Genomic DNA, 16,343 nt, shown 5'->3' with positions numbered 1-16,343 from the left:
CGCAGGCATCGGCAAGTGAAGAGCCCTCGGGTCAGGCCCGAGGGCGACGATGGAGTTTGCGGCGAACAAGGAGCCCCTTACACGCGCATCGGCATCAGGACGTAGAGGGCGCGGGTTTCGCCTTCGTCCTTGACCAGGGTCGGCGAGCCGGCGTCGTTGAACATGAAGACGGCGCTGTCGGAGCGGATCTGGCTGATGATGTCGAGCAGGTAGCGCGCGTTGAATCCGATCTCGAAGCCGTCGGTGTCGAATTCAACCGGCAGTTCTTCGCTGGCCGTGCCGTGGTCCGGGTTGGTGACCGAGAGCTCGAGCAGACCATCGCGGGCCTGGAGCTTGACGGCCTTGCCGCCACGATCGGAGGCAATGGTGGAGACGCGGTCAACCGCCGTCGCAAAGCTCTGGCGATCGACGTTCATCTGCTTGTCGTTGTTCTTGGGCGTCACCCGGTCATAATCGGGGAAGGTCCCCTCGATCAGCTTGCTCAGGAGCACGACCGAACCGACGGCAAAGCGGATCTTGGTTTCGCTGACTTCGACGGTCACGTCGCCATCGGCGCCATCAAGGAGCTTTTGCACCTCCCCCACCGTCTTCTTGGGCACGATGATGCCCGGCATGCCCTTGGCACCGGCCGGCGCCTCGATCTCGGCGCGCGCCATGCGGTGACCGTCGGTGGCCACGGCGCGCAGCACGGTGCCGGCATTGCTCACGTCCACGGTGTGGAAATAGATGCCGTTGAGATAGTAGCGGGTTTCCTCGTTGCTGATGGCGAACTGGGTGCGCTCGATCAGCTCACGGAAGGAGGCCGCGGGCATGGTGAATTCATGGCCGAAGCTGCCCGACTTCAGATCGGGGAAGCTATCGGGATTGAGGCAGGCGAGATTGAAGCGCGAGCGGCCGGAGGTCAGCACCATGTTCTCGCCGCCATCGGTCTCGAGCCGCACCTCGGCGCCATCGGCCAGCTTGCGCACGATTTCATAGAGCGTGTGCGCCGGAACGGTCGTGGTGCCGGGCGTCGCGACCATGGCCGGCACGCTTTCGGTGACCTCGATGTCGAGGTCGGTGGCGCGCAGCTCGACCTTGTCGTCACTCGCCTTGAACAAGACGTTGGCCAGGATCGGGTATGTGTTGCGCCGCTCCACGACACGATGCACATGGCTCAGCGACTTGAGCAGATGGTTGCGTTCGAGCGTGACTTTCATGCGACAACTTCCCTGGCACTACGCGACCGCGAACAGGGGCCGAAAGCCCCGTCCGGCCGGGGTTGGACATTTACAATTCGGTAGCCAAAAGGCAAGGGCGAGCGGTGTCGCAGCCCGGCTTTGCACAAGGTTGCACCCGGCAACCGGGTGGTTGGCGCAGGCGTTCGGCTTTAAACAAGTAGAGGATGCCGACATGCCGGGACATTCAATCTGGAGCCGCTACAGCTTTGCCTGGGTCACCGCCGGATTTTTCATCATCTCGCTGGTGGGCCATTGGCTGTTCGGCTGGTTCGCCTTTGCCGAGGAAGCCGCGACCCATGGGCAGGCGCCGGAAGCTGGTTCCTACGTGATCGAGATGCTGCGCGACACGTTCGAGAACTGGCAGTCCGAATTCCTGCAGCTGATCTGGCAGGTTGCGGGCCTCGCGCTGCTGCTGCATGTGGGATCGCCGCAATCCAAGGAAGGCGAGGATCGCATGGAGGCCAAGCTCGACGAAATCCTGAAACGCGTTGCGCCCAGCGACGGCGAGGCGATCATCGACGAACTCGATGAAGCCTATGCCGGCCGTCATACCGATCCGCAATACAAGCAGCGTTCAGAACGGAGGGAGTAGCCTACTCCTCAAGCATGCGCTTGAGCAGCTCGATTTCCTGCGCCAGTTCCACGTCGTCCTTGATCATCTGCTCGACCTTGCGGACAGAATGGAGGACGGTGGTGTGGTCGCGTCCGCCGAAGCGACGGCCGATCTCGGGCAGGGAGCGGGAGGTCAGGGCCTTGGCCAGGAACATGGCGATCTGGCGCGGACGCACCACATCGCGCGAGCGGCGGGCCGAGAGGAGTTCGTTGCGCGGCACCTTGTAGTGACGCGACACCATCTTGAGGATGTCCTCGATGCGCACGCGGCGCGCATCATGGGTGCGGATGAGGTCGCCCAGGGTCTTTTCGGCGAGGGGGACGGTGATGAGCTCACCGGTCAGCTGGTTGGCGGCGACGAGGCGATTGACGGCGCCATCGAGGTCGCGGCCATGGCTGATCACGGCACGGGCGACATAATCGATGACGGGCGCCGGGAAATGCATGCCATAGCGGGCAGTCGCCTGATCGGCCCGGCGCTGCACGATGGACTTGCGCAGTTCGAGATCAAAACCGGAGATCGGCACGACAAGGCCGCCGGAAAGGCGCGAGCGGATGCGCTCGTCGATCATTTCAAGATCGCGCGGCGGGGCGTCGCCGGCCACGACCACCTGCTTGGCACCGGTCAGGAGCGTGCCCAGCGTATGGCCGAATTCGGTCGCCGACTTGCCCTGGAGGAACTGCATGTCGTCGATGAGGAGCAGGTCGACACGGCGCAGCCATTCCTTGAAGCCGAGCGCCGACTGGCGCTGCACGGCGGTGATGAAATGGTACATGAAGTGGTCGGCGGTCAGGTAGACGATGTTCTTGGTCGGATCCGCCGATTGCACCGCATGGGCGATGGCATTGAGCAGGTGCGACTTACCGAGACCGACGGTTGAATGGATATAGACCGGATTGAAGGTCACGGTGTTGTTGGCGGCGGCATTGGCGATCTGCCGCGCCACGCCGAGCGCCATCTCGTTGGCCTCGCCGGCCACAAAGGTGTCGAATGTCATGCGCGGATCGATGGCGCTGCCGGCCAGCGCATCGCCCTTGGCGGCGGAATTGTCGCGCACCAGGCGGGGCTGTGTCAGCTGCACGGGGGCCGGAGCGGGCGCGGGGGACGCGGCTTCAGCGGGGGCGGCAGCGGGTTCTGCGGCAACGGGGGCAAGGCGGGGACGGGCCTGGCCATTAACGCGAAGGGTCACCTGGATGCGGGCGACATCCTCGTCATCGGCACGGAAGGCTTCGAGGATACGATCGGCATAGTTGCTCTGCACCCAAGAACAAAGGAAACGCGTGGGCGCCGACAGGTGGACGACATCATCGACCAGTTCCTCGAGCTCAAGGCGGGCGAACCAGGAGGCAAACACATCTTCGCCGACACCGGCCTTGAGGCGCGCCCGAACCCGGTTCCAGAGGTCGCGCTGGCTTTCGGCAGAGTCGGAACTGATCATGACAGGAAGGTCGCCTTTGGTGGTGGAAGTGGTGGAGGAGGAACCGGGCTGGGCCCAATCGTCTCCACCGGCGGTTGCCTGTCGCATCATCTGTTGCCCCAATTTCTACGCGCGGCCCGCAAAGCCGCAATGTGTCAATCTGCCCGGCCGCCCCGGCCAAAGCTTCGCCCTCATGCCCACCGAAAGCGGGCACAAATCTTCTCTCCGGTGGCAGGCCACCGGCTATCTGCTCAATCTTGTCGTGAACCCGGCCAGTCTCGACCGAAGGCTTTGAACTATACCCTGCCGACCCTTTGGAGACCGACTGCCAAACGTGCTGCCAACACAACCTTCACCGATACAGCTTCTCGAACGAGACGCCCGGAAGCCGAAAACTACGCCCTGATTTAGTACCCTGCCAGCCTGGTCGAACCCTCTCTTGCGGGGCCCTTTCCGCTGCTGACCGGATTACTTTAGAGGGTCGGTTTTGGTGCTGCAACCGTGGAATCTGCAAAATGGGGGCTTGACTCTGAGCTTGTGTTTTTGCCCTCCGCAGGCGCCCCGAAGGCGCTCAAAGCAAGGCTCTGTGACTCAATGCAGAATCGCTCAGCGGGCCGTCGCCAAATCGTAAAAATATTATTTCCGCCCGGCCCCGAGTCTTGCCTGCCGCAGCTTCAGCAGCTCTGTGCCGAGCCCTTCTCGAGCATCACAAAGGCTTGTGGAACCTCAAGGTTTTCTTCCTGATCCCACGAGACAGCGGCTTGGCGCCTTTGTCGCCAGAGCGACACAAAACTGTCGCACCCGGAAAAACCTTGCCCTGCTGGAGAAACAAAACGGGCCCCTGACGGAGCCCGTTATTCGTTTCCAGCGGCACCCCAAGGAAGAGGTGCCGAACGTTGCCCGATCAGGCGCTGAGAGCCTTTACGCGGCTGTTGAGGCGCGAGATCTTGCGGGCTGCCAGATTGGCATGAACGATGCCCTTGGAGGCAGCGCGGTTGATCTCGGGAGCAGCAGCGTTGAGCGCTTCCATGGCGACCTTGTGATCGCCGGCAGTGATGGCTTCTTCAACCTTGCGGATGAAGGTGCGCACGCGCGAACGGCGCGACTTGTTGATCGCGGTGCGGGCAGCAATCTTGCGGGTAGCCTTTTTGGCTGAAGGCGTATTGGCCATAACGGTCCTCTTGGCGTCCAACCGGCCGATAGCGCACGAAAGTCGCAGACGTCCGGAGATAAAATGAAATCGGCGGCTTTCGACTGCCGCCAAGTTGCGCGGTCTATAGGGGAAAGGCGGGAAAGCGTCAACTGGATTCCGGGGCCCAGCGCTCAGGGCGCCTTCTGGCACACCGGACAAAAGAAGGTCGAACGGCCCGACTGAACGATCCGCTCGATGGTGCCGGTGCAGAGCGGGGTCGGGCAGGGTTCGCCTTCCCGGTCATAAACGGCAAAGCGGTGCTGGAAATAGCCCGAGCCACCTTCCGCATTGCGGAAGTCCCGCAGGGTCGACCCACCCACCTCGATGGCCTCAAGCAGCACCTGCCGCACGGCATGGGCGAGGTCATCGAGCGCCGGCTTGGGCTTGCCCCTGGCGGTGACCAGCGTTCCCGCCAAAACGGTGGGCAGGATGTGGCTGCGGTGGAGCGCTTCGGCGACATAGATATTGCCCAGCCCCGCCACCACCCGCTGGTCGAGCAGCGCGGCCTTGATCGGCGCCTTCTTGCCCTTGAACTTGTCGGCCATCTCGGCGGCGTTGAAGTCGTTGCCGAGCGGCTCAGGACCCAGGCCCTGGAGATAGGGACTGTCATCGGGGTCGTCATAGAGATCAATGAAGCCGAAGCGGCGCGGATCGGCATAGATCAGGTGGCTCTGGCCATGCTCGGGATGAACGATGTCCCAGACCATGTGGTCATGCTTGGGCTCGGTGCCCGGCTCGTAATAGCGCGGCGGCTTGTCTATGCCATGTTCGGCAAAACGCCAGGAGCCGGTCATGCCCAGATGGCTGAGCACGGTCTTGCCGTTGTCGAGCGCGATCAGCAGATATTTGGCGCGCCGGCCAACAGCGGTGATGGTGGCCCCTTCGATGGCCGCCGCCAGCCCCTGGGGAAAGGCGAAGCGCAGATCGGCGCGGTTGAGCGTGACTTTTTCGATACGGGCACCGGCCAGCCAGGGCTCGAGCCCACGTCGGACGGTTTCTACCTCTGGCAGTTCGGGCATTGGGGTCTCTTTACCTGTGCGGCTTTGTGCCATGGCAAAGCCGGATTGGGTTGCATATGGTGCAGCACCACACATCAACCTAGCGAGCATTGCCATGACTGAAGCGCGCGAGACCACTCATTTCGGCGAGCAGACCGTGGCCATGGAGGACAAGCAGGGGCTGGTGGACAAGGTCTTCCACGATGTGGCCGACCGCTACGACCTGATGAACGACCTGATGAGCGCCGGGGTTCACCGCCTGTGGAAGGATGCCATGGTCAGCGAACTGGCGCCGCCCAGGAGCGGCACGCGGCCCTATCGCGTGCTCGACATGGCGGGTGGCACGGGAGATATCGGCCAGCGCATCGTCGACCGCTCGGTGGGCTATGCCGAAGTGGTAGTGTCCGACATCAACGCGGACATGCTGCGCGTGGGCGCCGAACGGGCCAAGACGTGGCGCTACCCGTCACAGGTCAGCTTCCTGGAAGCCAATGCCGAGGAACTGCCATTCGAGGACGGGAGCTTCGACGCCTATACAATTGCCTTCGGCATTCGCAACGTGCCGCGCGTACAGAAGGCATTGGACGAGGCCCATCGGGTGTTGAAGCGCGGTGGGCGCATCCTGGTGCTCGAATTCAGCCAGGTAGACGTACCCGGCCTCGACGCCATCTACCAGCTTTATTCGGACCGAGTGATCCCGCCGATGGGACGGGTGGTGACCGGCGACGCGCAGCCCTACCAATACTTCATCGAGTCCATCCGCAAGTTTCCCGGTCCGCAGGCCTTTTCTTCCATGCTCGGGCAGGCCGGCTTCCGGCGCGTGAAGCACCAGAGCTTCACCGGCAATATCGCCACGCTGTTTTCGGGGTGGAAGTTCTAGCCCATGGTACTTGGTGCCTATTTCCGGCTGGCTCGCGCCGGCTATGTCCTGGCGCGCGAGGGCGCGCTGTCGATTGTTCAGAACCTGCCGCCGGCGCTGGCGCCGCTACGGTTTGGCCTCTGGCTCGGGCGGCTGGTGGAGCGGCCGAGCGTGCGCCGCACCGGTCACGTCGAACGGCTCAACAAGGCGTTGAACCGGCTAGGCCCAACCTATGTGAAGTTTGGCCAGACGCTGGCGACCCGCCCGGACGTCGTGGGCCCGCAGGTTGCCAGCGACCTCGCCGGGCTGCAGGATCGGATGGAACCGTTCGATCCTGCACTGGTGCCCGCCATCCTATCATCGGCGCTGGGACCGAAGGCAGCAGAATTGACGGAACTGTCGCCGCCTGTGGCCGCCGCGTCGATCGCGCAGGTGCATCGGGCGCGGCTGCGGCCGGCCAGCGGTGGCATCAAGACCGTGGCGGTCAAGGTGCTGCGGCCCGGCGTCGAAGCGCGCTTCATGGCCGATATCGAGAGCTTTTATGCCGCGGCACGCCTGGCGGAGGGCTTTGTCCGCTCCACCCGCCGCCTCAGGCCGACCGAAGTGGTCCAGACGCTGGATCGCTCGGCCCGGCTCGAGCTCGACCTGCGGCTCGAAGCCGCGGCAATCTCGGAAATGGCCGAGAACATCAAGGATGATACTGGCTTCATCATCCCCGCGGTCCATTGGGACCAGGTGGCGCAGAATGTGCTGACCACGACCTGGGTCGAGGGCATTCCGATCCGCGACTTGGCAGCGCTCGACGCTGCAGGAGTGAACCGGCCCGAATTGGCCCGCAAGCTCATGCAGAGCTTCTTGCGCCACGCCATTCGCGACGGCTTCTTTCATGCCGACATGCATCCGGGCAACCTTTTTGCCGACCGGGTGAGCGGCGACGTGATCGCGGTCGATTTCGGCATCATGGGCCGCATCAACCGCCGTGAGCGCCGGTTCCTGGCCGACATCCTCTATGGCTTCATCACCCGCAATTACCGGCTGGTGGCGGAGCGGCATTTCGAGATCGGCTATGTTCCCAAGGAGCAGTCGGTGGACGATTTCGCCTTGGCGATACGGTCGATCGGCGAGCCGCTGCATGGAAGGACCGCCAGCGACATTTCCATGGCCAAGGTCCTGGGGCAGCTCTTCACCATCACCGAGCTCTTTTCCATGCAGACCCGACCGGAACTGGTCTTGCTGCAGAAGTCCATGGTTCTGGTCGAAGGGGTGGCGCGTTCGCTGGATCCCAACCTCGATATCTGGACTGTGGCCGAGCCGGTGGTAGGCGATTGGCTGCGCAAGGAGGCGGGGCCATTAGGGCGGATCGAGGACCTCAAGGAGCATTTTACCGCCATTGCCAACGCCGCGGGCCGCCTGCCGGTGATCGCAGCACAGGCCGAACTGGCATTGGCCCAGTACAATGTCGAAAAGGCTCGGCCGCGCGATCCCTGGATGCGGCGCGCGCAGATTGGCCTCATGGCGCTGGCTGCCGTCACGCTGCTGGTTGTCTTGTGGGAGATGCTGGGCTGACCATGGCGCTGTGGGGAAAGCTCATCGCGGGCACGGTGTTGTTGATCACTTTGGGCGGCTGCGTCGATGCCCGCGTCCAGGTCGACGTCTTGGATGCCGAAACGGCTCATGTCATCATCACGCAGGCGGTCGGGGCCGAGGTTTACGGAATGATCAAGCTGCGCCAGGCTGCAGCGGCGGCGGAAGCCAAGGCGCAAAAACAAGCGGCGCCAGCTCCGTTGTTCTGCCAGAGGGGTCAGTTAACCGAAAAAGCGGACGGCAGCGCCACCTGCGTTCTTGAGGAGACCGGTGATCTGGCGATGCTGAGCCGAGGACCAGAGGGGCGAAGGCTGGAGCTCGTGGCCGGGGAAGCAGGCCAAGTGCGGGTGAGCCTGCCGATCTCAGCTCTACGCGCCGTGGTCGCGCAGCAAAGGCGCAAGCTGGACGAGGAGATGCAGGCCTCGCTACCGGCGCTTCTTGCTCAGGCCTCCGTCACTCTCCAGGTCTCGGGGGGCGCGGTCATCCGGACCAACATGGTGGAAAGTGCCAACGGCAAAAAGGCGGAACAGCGCATCTTGCTCCGCGATGTGCTCACCGAGAACGAAAACTTGCCCGCGCAGTATTTTGCCGTGGTGCAGGCGCCATGAGTGTCCAGGTCAAACTCCTCTGGCTCCCGCATGGCAAGGGCCTGCCCCTGCCCCGCCAGCAGACTGCCGGTGCGGCGGGGCTCGACCTTGCCGCGGCGCTGGAACCGGACGAGGTACTGGACATCGCCCCGGGTGACTACGCCAAGATTCCGACGGGTCTTGCCATTGCCCTGCCGGAGGGCTTCGAGGCGCAGGTGCGGCCGCGTTCCGGCCTCGCCGCGCGGCACGGCATCACCGTGCTCAACAGCCCGGGCACGGTGGACGCCGACTACCGCGGCGAGGTCATGGTGCTCCTGATCAATCACGGCAGGGAGACCTTCACCCTTCGGCGTGGCGAGCGCATCGCGCAGATGGTGGTGGCACCGGTCAGCGCCGTGACGCTGGTGGAAGTCACCGAGCTGGACGCCACCGTCCGCGGCGAGGGCGGCCATGGCTCAACCGGCCGCTAGCGTGGAGCCCGCGGTGACGAGCGGCCCGCTTTCCCCCGATGAGACACGCCGCTATGCGCGGCACCTGACCCTCAAGGGCATGGGTGGCACGGGTCAACAGGCGCTGAAGCGGGCACGGGTTCTAGTGGTCGGTGCCGGCGGGTTGGGAAGTCCCATCATCGCCTATCTGGCCGGAGCAGGCGTCGGCACGCTGGGCATCGCCGATCACGATGCGGTCTCGTTGTCCAACCTCCATCGGCAGGTCATCCACAGTGAGCCCGGCCTGCCGAAGGTGGAGAGCGCCGCCCGGTTCGCCCGCCAGCTCAACCCGCATGTGACGGTGGTCACCCATGCTGAGCGGATCGAAGCGCACAACGTTGCCGCCATCATTGAAGGCTATGATCTGGTGCTGGATGGCACGGATAATCTCGCAACACGGCGTCTTATAGCCGAGGCGGCCGAGGCGCCGGGGCTACCCCTGGTCTCCGGCGCCGTTTCGATGTTTGACGGCCAGGTCACGGTCTTTGCGCCGGGAGGTCCGCGCTTTGCCGACCTTTATCCGGCCGAGGCCGATGACGGAGACCTGCCCAGTTGCGAAGCGACGGGCATATTGGGCCCGCTAACCGGGGTGATCGGCACCCTCATGGCCAGCGAAGCCATCAAGCTGATCACCGGCATCGGCACGCCCCTGATCGGGCGCGTCCTTACCTATGACGGCAAAGATGCGCGGTTCAGCGAGTTTTCGTACTGAACGCGCTGTGTTCAGCCTCGAACCAAAACGCCCCACTCACCAGCCGTCCCCCTCGGGTCGAGCCCGAGGGGGACGATCTGTGGAATTCCTAAGCCGCACTAGGCGTCCGGGTGCTTGAACACCAGGGCGGCATTGGTGCCGCCAAAGCCGAACGAGTTGGAGAGCACGACGCCCAGATCCACATCGTCGCGGCGCTGGCGCAGGATCGGCATGTCCTCGAAGGCGGGATCCAGCGTCTCGATATTGGCGCTTTCGGCGATGAAGCGATGCTTCATCATCAGGATCGAATAGATCGACTCATGAACGCCCGTGGCGCCCTGCGAATGGCCGGTCAGCGACTTGGTGGCCGAAATGGGCGGGCACTTGTCCTCGTTGCCGAAGACGGCGCGCAGCGCCTCGATCTCCTTGGCATCGCCAACGGGCGTCGAAGTGGCGTGCGGGTTGATGTAGTCGACCTTCTGGCGGACGTTCTGCAGCGCCATGCGCATGCAGCGCTCGGCGCCCTCGCCCGAAGGGGCGACCATGTCGAGACCGTCGGACGTGGCGCCATAGCCGATCAGCTCGGCCCAGATCTTGGCGCCGCGCGCCTTGGCATGGTCGTATTCTTCCAGCACCAGCACGCCAGCGCCGCCCGAAATCACGAAGCCATCGCGGTTGGCGTCATAGCAGCGCGAAGCCTTTTCCGGCGTCTCGTTGAAGTCCGAACTCATGGCGCCCATGGCGTCGAAGAGGTCGCTGAGGGTCCAGTCGAGATCTTCATGGCCGCCGGCAAAGACGATGTCCTGCTTGCCCAGCATGATCTGCTCCATGGCATTGCCGATGCAATGCTTGGAGGTCGCGCAGGCGGCGGTGATCGTATAGTTGATGCCCTTGATGCCAAAGGGCGTGGCCAGCGTCGCCGAGGCCGTCGAGCCCATGGCCTTGGGCACGGCCAGCGGCCCGATGCGCTTGGGGCTGGTATTCTTGCGGGTGATGTCGGCGGCTTCGACGATGGTGCGGGTCGAAGCCCCGCCCGAACCCATGACGATGCCCGTCATCGGATTGGACACGTCACCCGGCTCGAGCCCTGCATCGGCGATGGCCTGCTGCATGGCGAGGTAGTTCCAGGCCGCACCCTTGCCCATGAAACGAGTGACGCGGCGATCCAGCACCTCGAACGGGTCGATGATGGGATCGCCCTTGACCTGTGAGCGGAAGCCCAGTTCGGCATAGTCGGGTGCGGCGATGATCCCTGGCTTGGCGGCACGCAGGCTTGCGGTCACTTCGTCCAGCGAGTTGCCGATCGAGGAAATGATGCCCATGCCGGTTACGACAACTCGTCTCATGCATATCCTCGCTTCAGTCTCTCGGACGCCTTGGGAAGGCGTCTCTCATATGTGCGTTGCGGATGGCTAAACTAAGCCGGTGCGCCACTTTTCTGCGCAATCATCTGCGTATCGGTAAACAGGCCAACGCGCAAATCCTTGGCTTCGTAGATCACCTTTCCGTCAGCCTTGACCCAGCCATCTGCAATGCCCAGGGTCAGCCGGCCTTTCATCACGCGCTTGAGGTCGATGCCGTATTCCACGAGCTTGACGTCGTTGGTTACCTGGCCGGTGAACTTGATCTCGCCGCCCAGGGCGCGGCCGCGACCGGGCTGACCGATCCAGCTGAGAAAGAAGCCGGTCATCTGCCAGATTGCATCGAGGCCGAGGCAGCCGGGCATGACCGGATCGCCGACAAAGTGGCACTGGAAAAACCAGAGGCTCGGATCCACGTCGAGCTCGGCGCGGACCTCGCCCTTGCTATAGGCGCCGCCGGTTTCCGAAATATGGGTGATGCGGTTGAACATCAGCATGGGCGGGGCCGGCAGGCGGGCATCGCCCTGGCCCGGCAGTTCGCCGCGGCCGTGGGCCAGCAGCTCTTCGTAGTTGAATGTACTTTGCCGGTCGGCCATGGCCACAAACCTCATTAACCCTTCCTCTGGTCTCGTATAGGCGCGGGCGGAGAGGGTCAAGCACGCGGCGCTGCTGCCGCTTGTGTGAAAAGGGTGCGCTGTTTATAAGGAAGCCTTCACGTTCCGGCCCTTTCGTCTTCAAGGACCCAATGACCGATCGACTTCCCACCACTCGTGCCCTGCCCTCCCGCAAGCCCTGCCTGACGGCCGTATTGCGCATGGCCGGCCTTCGCCCGACACGCCAGCGCGTGGCGCTGGCCGAACTGCTGTTTGGTGGTCCGCACCGCCATGTCAGCGCCGAACAGCTGCATGGGGAAGCAACGGAAGCCAAGGTCGGCGTGTCGCTGGCCACCATCTACAACACGCTGCATCAGTTCCACGAGGCGGGCCTGCTTCGCGAAGTGGCCGTCGATGCCTCGCGTTCCTATTTCGATACCGACACGTCCGACCATCACCACTTCTATGTGGAAGACGAGCAGCGCATGATCGACATCCCGGCCTCATCAGTCGAGTTCGCGGCCCTGCCCGACGCGCCCGAGGGCATGAAGGTCAGCCATGTCGACGTGGTGATCCGCGTACGCAAGGCGCAGGCGTAACCTCTATCGCGCCACCATCCTGGCGGTGACAGATGCGCTCGCATCACCCATATTGCAGCCTTAGTGACAACAGCTTGATGGGTGGCCAATGAGCCAAAAGGTCAATGTAAACGCCTATTTCGAGCGGATCGGCTTTGCCGGATCAATCGCCCCGACCTTGGCGACGCTTGAAACGATCCTGGGGCTGCATGTGGCAGCCATTCCCTTCGAGAACCTCAATCCGTTTCTGGGCCTGCCGGTGGACCTGGACCTCAAGGCCATTGAAAAGAAGCTCCTTGCGGAACAACGCGGCGGCTACTGTTTCGAGCACAACCTCCTTCTAGGAGCCGTGCTGCGCGAGCTCGACTACCCCGTCCGCAATCTCGCCGCCCGCGTCTTGCGGAATGATCCGGACCCGGCCGAGGCGACCCACATGCTGTTGCTGGTCGATATCACCGGAACGACCTACCTAGTGGATGCCGGCTTTGGCGGCTCCACACCGTCGTCACCACTGAAACTGCGTGCCGACAGCGAACAAACGACGCCACACGACATCTACCGGCTCACTGGCGGCCAACAGGACTGGCTGCTGGAAACGCGCGCGGGCGACGCGTGGAAGGCACTCTACCGGTTCGACACGGTTGAAAAGAGCGCCGAGGACTTTGCCAGCATCAACCTCGCGTTGTCGGCGCGCCCCGATTCCCCCTTCGTGCAGGAACTGCGCGTGGCCCTTGCCTCACCCGGCAAGCGCCTCAAGCTTTGGGACAACCGCCTCACCACCCATGTGACCGGCGAGGCTCCGGAGACCCTGACGCTGAGCAGCGTCGACGAACTGCGGGACGTGCTCAGCGGCACATTCGGCATCCAGCTGCCGGCAGCCGAGTTGCTCGATCCCAAGCTCGAAGGGATCCTCCTCAAACCAACCTTGTCGGAACATTAGCCGTGGCTCCCGTCGTGGTGGATCCTGCCAAGGTGAAGGAGTTTCCCGACCGGGAGGAATTCTACCAGTGGCTTGCCGAGAACCACGACAAGGTCGACGAGGTCTGGATCCGCATCTTCAAGAAGGCGACGGGCAAGAAGACCATCACGCCTGTCGAAGCCATCGATGTGGTGCTGTGCTGGGGCTGGATCGACGCCATCAAGAAGAGCTGGGACGATGAAAGCTTCGTCCAGCGCTATACCCACCGCAAGGCCAAAAGCGTCTGGAGCCAGATCAACCGCGACAACGTCGCCCGGCTGATCGCCGAAGGTAAGATGACCGAACATGGCCTGCGCCATGTCGAGGCTGCCAAGGCCGATGGGCGCTGGGATGCGGCCTATGCGACGACAATGGAGGCGCCCGAGGACTTGCTCCAGGCGATAAACGCGAATCCCGTGGCGAAGGCCAACTATGAAAGCCTCAGCGCACAGAACCGCTTCGCCCTGACGTTCCGGACCATTTCACTCAAGACGCCGGAAGCGCGCGCCAGGAAGATCGCAGGCTTTGTGGAGATGCTGGCCCGGGGCGAAACCATCTATCCACAGGGCAAGGGCAAGGCATGAGTCAGGTCTGGTGCGCCTTTCTCTGCGGCGTCAATGTCGGCAAGCGGCAGATGAAGATGGCCGAACTCCAGGCCGCAATGGAAGCGGCAGGATTCGGGGAGATCAAGACCGTCCTTGCCAGCGGCAATGTGCGCTTTTCCGCCGAAGAGGCGCCCGACGCGGTCAAGGCACGGTTAGAGGAATTGATCGCCGAGCGCTTCGGCTTTCCGGTCACCGTGATCCTGCGGAGCTTGGATGAGGTAGAGGCCATGCTGGCCGCCCATCCTTTCGGCAGCCTCAATCCCGGGGCCGAGCTCACCCGGCATGTGATCCTTTTCGAGCATGCTCTGCCGAACGACGTCGCGCTCGACGGCAGGCCGGGCGATACCGAAATCCTCCGCATCGACCCGCGGGAGCTCTACCTGGCGGGCTATCGGCAAAGCAATGGCCGCTATACCGAACATGTGGAGGAGGTGCTGGCGCCGCTCTACAAGCGCTTAAGCAAGGACAATACCGGCACCATGCGCAACTGGAACACCATGGAGAAGATGCTCCGATGATCACTGTATTCGGCTCCACCAATCTCGACCAGGTGGGCACGGTCAGCCGCTTGCCGCGGCCGGGCGAGACGGTTGCCGGCGGCACCTTTTCGATGGCTGCAGGGGGCAAAGGCGCCAACCAGGCGCTGGCTGCGCGGCGCGCTGGCGGCAGCGTCCGCCATGTCTCTGCCGTAGGGCAGGATGCCTTCGCCGATCTGGCGCTCGCCCTCCTACGTCAGGATGGGGTCGATCTCTCTGCGGTCAAGACGGTCGATGAGCCCACCGGCATTGCCATGATCTTTGTCGACAGCCACGGCGAGAATGTCATCGCCGTGCTGCCGGGGGCAAACGGCACGGTAAGCCCGGCCGACGCTGAAGAGGCATTGTCCGCGGTTTCCGGTGGCGTACTGCTGGTGCAGCAGGAGATTCCGCAGGCCGCGACCGAACGGGCGCTTGAGTTGGCGCGGGAGAAGGGCATGACCGCCATCCTCAACACGGCCCCCTTTCTTGAAACCACCGCCGCCGTTGCGGCCAAGGCCGACATCGTCATCGCTAACGAAATTGAGTTCGCCCTGCTCAGCGGTTGCGCTGACGACCAGATCGAGCGGGCGATGCTGGACTGGGCAAAGACCGAACAACAGACCATCATCGTGACGCTGGGGGGTGCCGGCGCGCGCGCCGTGACGGCGGAGGGCAAGGTGATCGTCGTGCCTGCACTCCCCATCGCGCCTGTCGACACGGTGGGCGCGGGCGACACATTCTGCGGCTATCTTGCTGCCGGCCTCGATGCCGGACTTGATCTTGAAGCCGCCATGCGCCGCGCCGCGACTGCAGCAAGCCTTGCCTGCCTCAAGCCGGGCGCGCAGCCCGCCATTCCCTATACCGCGGAAGTGGATGCGGCGGCGACCCGCTGAAGCAAGCTTCAATGGAATTGCCGCCAGGTCAGGCTAGTAGTTCGCGCCGCCGGCGATTTCTCGCAACTCGAGGGCGACATCGCGCAGGCCATTGTCGATGTGCAGCTGCAGAAACTCGCCGGCAAGTGCGGTTGCCGCCTGCATGTCGTGCGCCTCGAACACGGCATAGCCGCCGATCAGTTCCTTGGCCTCGGCGAAGGGACCGTCGGTGATCACGATCTCGCCCGTGGAACCCACTAGGCGCTTGCCTTCGGACGCTGGCTTGAGCCCGCCGGTGGAAACGAGCGAACCATCGCCCAGGCGCTTCTCCATCCAGGGACCCATGGCGTCCATCAGACCCCGGGGGATCTGTTCTGGCTTGAGGTCGGCAGGCGGAATGATACTCATGAAGTAGCGCATAGAAATGTCTCCAGGGCAGATGGTGATGCCAGGAACTTGGCACTTATACGACGGTCGGCACGGCCCGATTTCGACATAGCGCCACCAGATTTCTTTGCCGGCAAGACCCGCGCCTGCTGCTTGTGCCTGCAAAAGGGCCAAAGAAAAGCGGGCCTTTCGACCCGCTTCTTAGCATTCCGTAGCGCCGCCGCCCTTACTTGGGCGCCAGGACCATGACCATCTGTCGGCCTTCCGAGCGCGGCTGCGACTCGACCTTGGCAATGGCTTCCGTCTGCTCGCGAACCTTGAGCAAAAGCTGCATGCCCAGATCCTGGTGCGCCATTTCGCGACCGCGGAAGCGCAGCGTTACCTTGACGCGATCGCCGTCGTCGAGAAAGCGGTGCACCGCCTTCATCTTGGTCTCGTAGTCGTGCGTATCGATATTGGGACGCATCTGGACTTCCTTGACCTCGATCACCTTCTGCTTCTTGCGCGCCTCGGCAGCTTTTTTCTGCGCGGCGTATTTGAAGCGGCCGAGGTCGAGCATCTTGGCGACGGGCGGCACGGCGTTGGGAGAGATCAGGACGAGGTCGAGCCCCTGTTCCTGCGCTTCTGCAAGAGCCTCGCGGGTGCGGACCACCCCGCGGTTCTCGCCTTCAGCATCGATGAGCTGGACATCGGGGCTGGTGATATCTTCGTTCGAGAGCGGCCCATCTTTCTGGGGCGCGACTGGTCTCATTGGACGACGAATGGCAAAGGATCCTTGTGTAATTTAGCCAAGTGGTGAAATCGGCCATAAAATCGTGTTAC

At 63.4% G+C, this 16,343-nt stretch carries 19 protein-coding genes; 11 read left to right on the top strand and 8 right to left on the bottom strand.

Annotated elements, in window-relative coordinates:
* Window positions 1-77: 77 nt before the first annotated feature.
* Window positions 78-1,199, bottom strand: a complete 1,122-nt coding sequence (gene dnaN / locus VIL88_RS10625) for a DNA polymerase III subunit beta (protein ID WP_331988544.1) — start codon at window positions 1,197-1,199, stop codon at window positions 78-80.
* Window positions 1,200-1,392: 193 nt separating this feature from the next.
* Here dnaN and VIL88_RS10620 point away from each other — a divergent pair, with 193 nt between their 5' ends.
* Entirely contained in the window at window positions 1,393-1,812 is a 420-nt protein-coding gene (locus VIL88_RS10620; protein ID WP_331988542.1) for a DUF6766 family protein, read from the top strand.
* 1 nt (window position 1,813) lies between these two features.
* Here VIL88_RS10620 and dnaA read toward each other — a convergent pair whose 3' ends face one another.
* From dnaA to mutM, 3 genes are all read right to left on the bottom strand, one after another.
* Window positions 1,814-3,358, bottom strand: a complete 1,545-nt coding sequence (gene dnaA, locus VIL88_RS10615) for a chromosomal replication initiator protein DnaA (protein ID WP_414650129.1) — start codon at window positions 3,356-3,358, stop codon at window positions 1,814-1,816.
* A gap of 796 nt (window positions 3,359-4,154) precedes the next feature.
* Complete coding sequence (gene rpsT / locus VIL88_RS10610) at window positions 4,155-4,421, bottom strand: 30S ribosomal protein S20 (RefSeq protein WP_331988538.1); 267 nt, start codon at window positions 4,419-4,421, stop codon at window positions 4,155-4,157.
* Between the two features lie 152 nt (window positions 4,422-4,573).
* A complete protein-coding gene (gene mutM, locus VIL88_RS10605; RefSeq protein WP_331988536.1) occupies window positions 4,574-5,461 on the bottom strand; it encodes a bifunctional DNA-formamidopyrimidine glycosylase/DNA-(apurinic or apyrimidinic site) lyase in 888 nt (295 codons plus the stop codon).
* A 94-nt stretch (window positions 5,462-5,555) separates the two neighbouring features.
* On the opposite strand from mutM, the gene ubiE reads away from it, so the two are divergent.
* From ubiE to VIL88_RS10580, 5 genes are read left to right on the top strand one after another with little or no spacing between them, the layout of a single operon-like run.
* Window positions 5,556-6,320, top strand: a complete 765-nt coding sequence (ubiE, locus tag VIL88_RS10600; RefSeq protein WP_331988534.1) for a bifunctional demethylmenaquinone methyltransferase/2-methoxy-6-polyprenyl-1,4-benzoquinol methylase UbiE — start codon at window positions 5,556-5,558, stop codon at window positions 6,318-6,320.
* A 3-nt stretch (window positions 6,321-6,323) separates the two neighbouring features.
* On the top strand, window positions 6,324-7,865 hold the full coding sequence (gene ubiB, locus VIL88_RS10595) for a 2-polyprenylphenol 6-hydroxylase (RefSeq protein WP_331988531.1): 1,542 nt from the start codon (window positions 6,324-6,326) through the stop codon (window positions 7,863-7,865).
* Between the two features lie 2 nt (window positions 7,866-7,867).
* Window positions 7,868-8,491: a hypothetical protein gene (locus tag VIL88_RS10590; RefSeq protein WP_331988529.1), complete on the top strand. Its 624-nt coding sequence runs from the start codon at window positions 7,868-7,870 to the stop codon at window positions 8,489-8,491.
* Window positions 8,488-8,940, top strand: coding sequence for a dUTP diphosphatase (gene dut / locus VIL88_RS10585; protein ID WP_331988527.1), 453 nt, complete (start codon window positions 8,488-8,490; stop codon window positions 8,938-8,940). Before VIL88_RS10590 ends, dut begins: the two co-directional genes overlap by 4 nt.
* Window positions 8,921-9,670: a HesA/MoeB/ThiF family protein gene (locus VIL88_RS10580; RefSeq protein WP_331988525.1), complete on the top strand. Its 750-nt coding sequence runs from the start codon at window positions 8,921-8,923 to the stop codon at window positions 9,668-9,670. Before dut ends, VIL88_RS10580 begins: the two co-directional genes overlap by 20 nt.
* A gap of 98 nt (window positions 9,671-9,768) precedes the next feature.
* Here VIL88_RS10580 and fabB read toward each other — a convergent pair whose 3' ends face one another.
* Complete coding sequence (fabB, locus tag VIL88_RS10575) at window positions 9,769-10,995, bottom strand: beta-ketoacyl-ACP synthase I (RefSeq protein WP_331988523.1); 1,227 nt, start codon at window positions 10,993-10,995, stop codon at window positions 9,769-9,771.
* A gap of 71 nt (window positions 10,996-11,066) precedes the next feature.
* Window positions 11,067-11,606 (bottom strand): 3-hydroxyacyl-[acyl-carrier-protein] dehydratase FabA, encoded by a 540-nt coding sequence (gene fabA / locus VIL88_RS10570; protein ID WP_331988676.1) that lies wholly within the window; start codon window positions 11,604-11,606, stop codon window positions 11,067-11,069.
* 149 nt (window positions 11,607-11,755) lie between these two features.
* Between fabA and irrA the strand changes: the two genes are divergently transcribed.
* From irrA to VIL88_RS10545, 5 genes are all read left to right on the top strand, one after another.
* Window positions 11,756-12,202 carry an iron response transcriptional regulator IrrA gene (gene irrA / locus VIL88_RS10565; protein ID WP_331988521.1) on the top strand — a complete coding sequence of 149 codons (447 nt, stop codon included), beginning with the start codon at window positions 11,756-11,758 and terminating at the stop codon, window positions 12,200-12,202.
* An 88-nt stretch (window positions 12,203-12,290) separates the two neighbouring features.
* The gene (locus VIL88_RS10560; RefSeq protein ID WP_331988519.1) at window positions 12,291-13,121 is read left to right on the top strand and encodes an arylamine N-acetyltransferase; all 831 of its coding nucleotides are present in this window, start codon (window positions 12,291-12,293) and stop codon (window positions 13,119-13,121) included.
* 2 nt (window positions 13,122-13,123) lie between these two features.
* On the top strand, window positions 13,124-13,723 hold the full coding sequence (locus tag VIL88_RS10555) for a YdeI/OmpD-associated family protein (protein WP_331988517.1): 600 nt from the start codon (window positions 13,124-13,126) through the stop codon (window positions 13,721-13,723).
* The gene (locus tag VIL88_RS10550) at window positions 13,720-14,262 is read left to right on the top strand and encodes a DUF1697 domain-containing protein (protein ID WP_331988515.1); all 543 of its coding nucleotides are present in this window, start codon (window positions 13,720-13,722) and stop codon (window positions 14,260-14,262) included. Before VIL88_RS10555 ends, VIL88_RS10550 begins: the two co-directional genes overlap by 4 nt.
* Complete coding sequence (locus tag VIL88_RS10545) at window positions 14,259-15,155, top strand: ribokinase (protein WP_331988513.1); 897 nt, start codon at window positions 14,259-14,261, stop codon at window positions 15,153-15,155. The genes VIL88_RS10550 and VIL88_RS10545 overlap by 4 nt, the downstream gene beginning before the upstream one ends.
* Window positions 15,156-15,188: 33 nt before the next feature.
* Here VIL88_RS10545 and VIL88_RS10540 read toward each other — a convergent pair whose 3' ends face one another.
* Both VIL88_RS10540 and infC read right to left on the bottom strand, forming a co-directional pair.
* Window positions 15,189-15,554 carry a YciI family protein gene (locus VIL88_RS10540; RefSeq protein WP_331988511.1) on the bottom strand — a complete coding sequence of 122 codons (366 nt, stop codon included), beginning with the start codon at window positions 15,552-15,554 and terminating at the stop codon, window positions 15,189-15,191.
* A gap of 193 nt (window positions 15,555-15,747) precedes the next feature.
* Window positions 15,748-16,284 carry a translation initiation factor IF-3 gene (gene infC, locus VIL88_RS10535; protein ID WP_331988674.1) on the bottom strand — a complete coding sequence of 179 codons (537 nt, stop codon included), beginning with the start codon at window positions 16,282-16,284 and terminating at the stop codon, window positions 15,748-15,750.
* Window positions 16,285-16,343 lie beyond the last annotated feature (59 nt).

This window comes from Devosia sp., assembly GCF_036563435.1.
Taxonomy (GTDB): domain Bacteria; phylum Pseudomonadota; class Alphaproteobacteria; order Rhizobiales; family Devosiaceae; genus Devosia.
The sequence above is the reverse complement of the archived record's forward strand: the minus strand, read 5'-3'. Positions and strand labels throughout refer to the sequence as shown.

Coding starts and splice junctions, on each gene's coding strand:
- VIL88_RS10620 (WP_331988542.1), top strand. CDS start 1,393: ATGCCGGGACATTCAATCTGGAGCCGCTACAGCTTTGCCTGGGTCACC.
- VIL88_RS10590 (WP_331988529.1), top strand. CDS start 7,868: ATGGCGCTGTGGGGAAAGCTCATCGCGGGCACGGTGTTGTTGATCACT.
- ubiE (WP_331988534.1), top strand. CDS start 5,556: ATGACTGAAGCGCGCGAGACCACTCATTTCGGCGAGCAGACCGTGGCC.
- rpsT (WP_331988538.1), bottom strand. CDS start 4,421: ATGGCCAATACGCCTTCAGCCAAAAAGGCTACCCGCAAGATTGCTGCC.
- fabA (WP_331988676.1), bottom strand. CDS start 11,606: ATGGCCGACCGGCAAAGTACATTCAACTACGAAGAGCTGCTGGCCCAC.
- mutM (WP_331988536.1), bottom strand. CDS start 5,461: ATGCCCGAACTGCCAGAGGTAGAAACCGTCCGACGTGGGCTCGAGCCC.
- VIL88_RS10560 (WP_331988519.1), top strand. CDS start 12,291: ATGAGCCAAAAGGTCAATGTAAACGCCTATTTCGAGCGGATCGGCTTT.
- dnaN (WP_331988544.1), bottom strand. CDS start 1,199: ATGAAAGTCACGCTCGAACGCAACCATCTGCTCAAGTCGCTGAGCCAT.
- dut (WP_331988527.1), top strand. CDS start 8,488: ATGAGTGTCCAGGTCAAACTCCTCTGGCTCCCGCATGGCAAGGGCCTG.
- ubiB (WP_331988531.1), top strand. CDS start 6,324: ATGGTACTTGGTGCCTATTTCCGGCTGGCTCGCGCCGGCTATGTCCTG.
- VIL88_RS10550 (WP_331988515.1), top strand. CDS start 13,720: ATGAGTCAGGTCTGGTGCGCCTTTCTCTGCGGCGTCAATGTCGGCAAG.
- VIL88_RS10540 (WP_331988511.1), bottom strand. CDS start 15,554: ATGCGCTACTTCATGAGTATCATTCCGCCTGCCGACCTCAAGCCAGAA.
- dnaA (WP_414650129.1), bottom strand. CDS start 3,358: ATGCGACAGGCAACCGCCGGTGGAGACGATTGGGCCCAGCCCGGTTCC.
- VIL88_RS10545 (WP_331988513.1), top strand. CDS start 14,259: ATGATCACTGTATTCGGCTCCACCAATCTCGACCAGGTGGGCACGGTC.
- irrA (WP_331988521.1), top strand. CDS start 11,756: ATGACCGATCGACTTCCCACCACTCGTGCCCTGCCCTCCCGCAAGCCC.
- fabB (WP_331988523.1), bottom strand. CDS start 10,995: ATGAGACGAGTTGTCGTAACCGGCATGGGCATCATTTCCTCGATCGGC.
- VIL88_RS10580 (WP_331988525.1), top strand. CDS start 8,921: ATGGCTCAACCGGCCGCTAGCGTGGAGCCCGCGGTGACGAGCGGCCCG.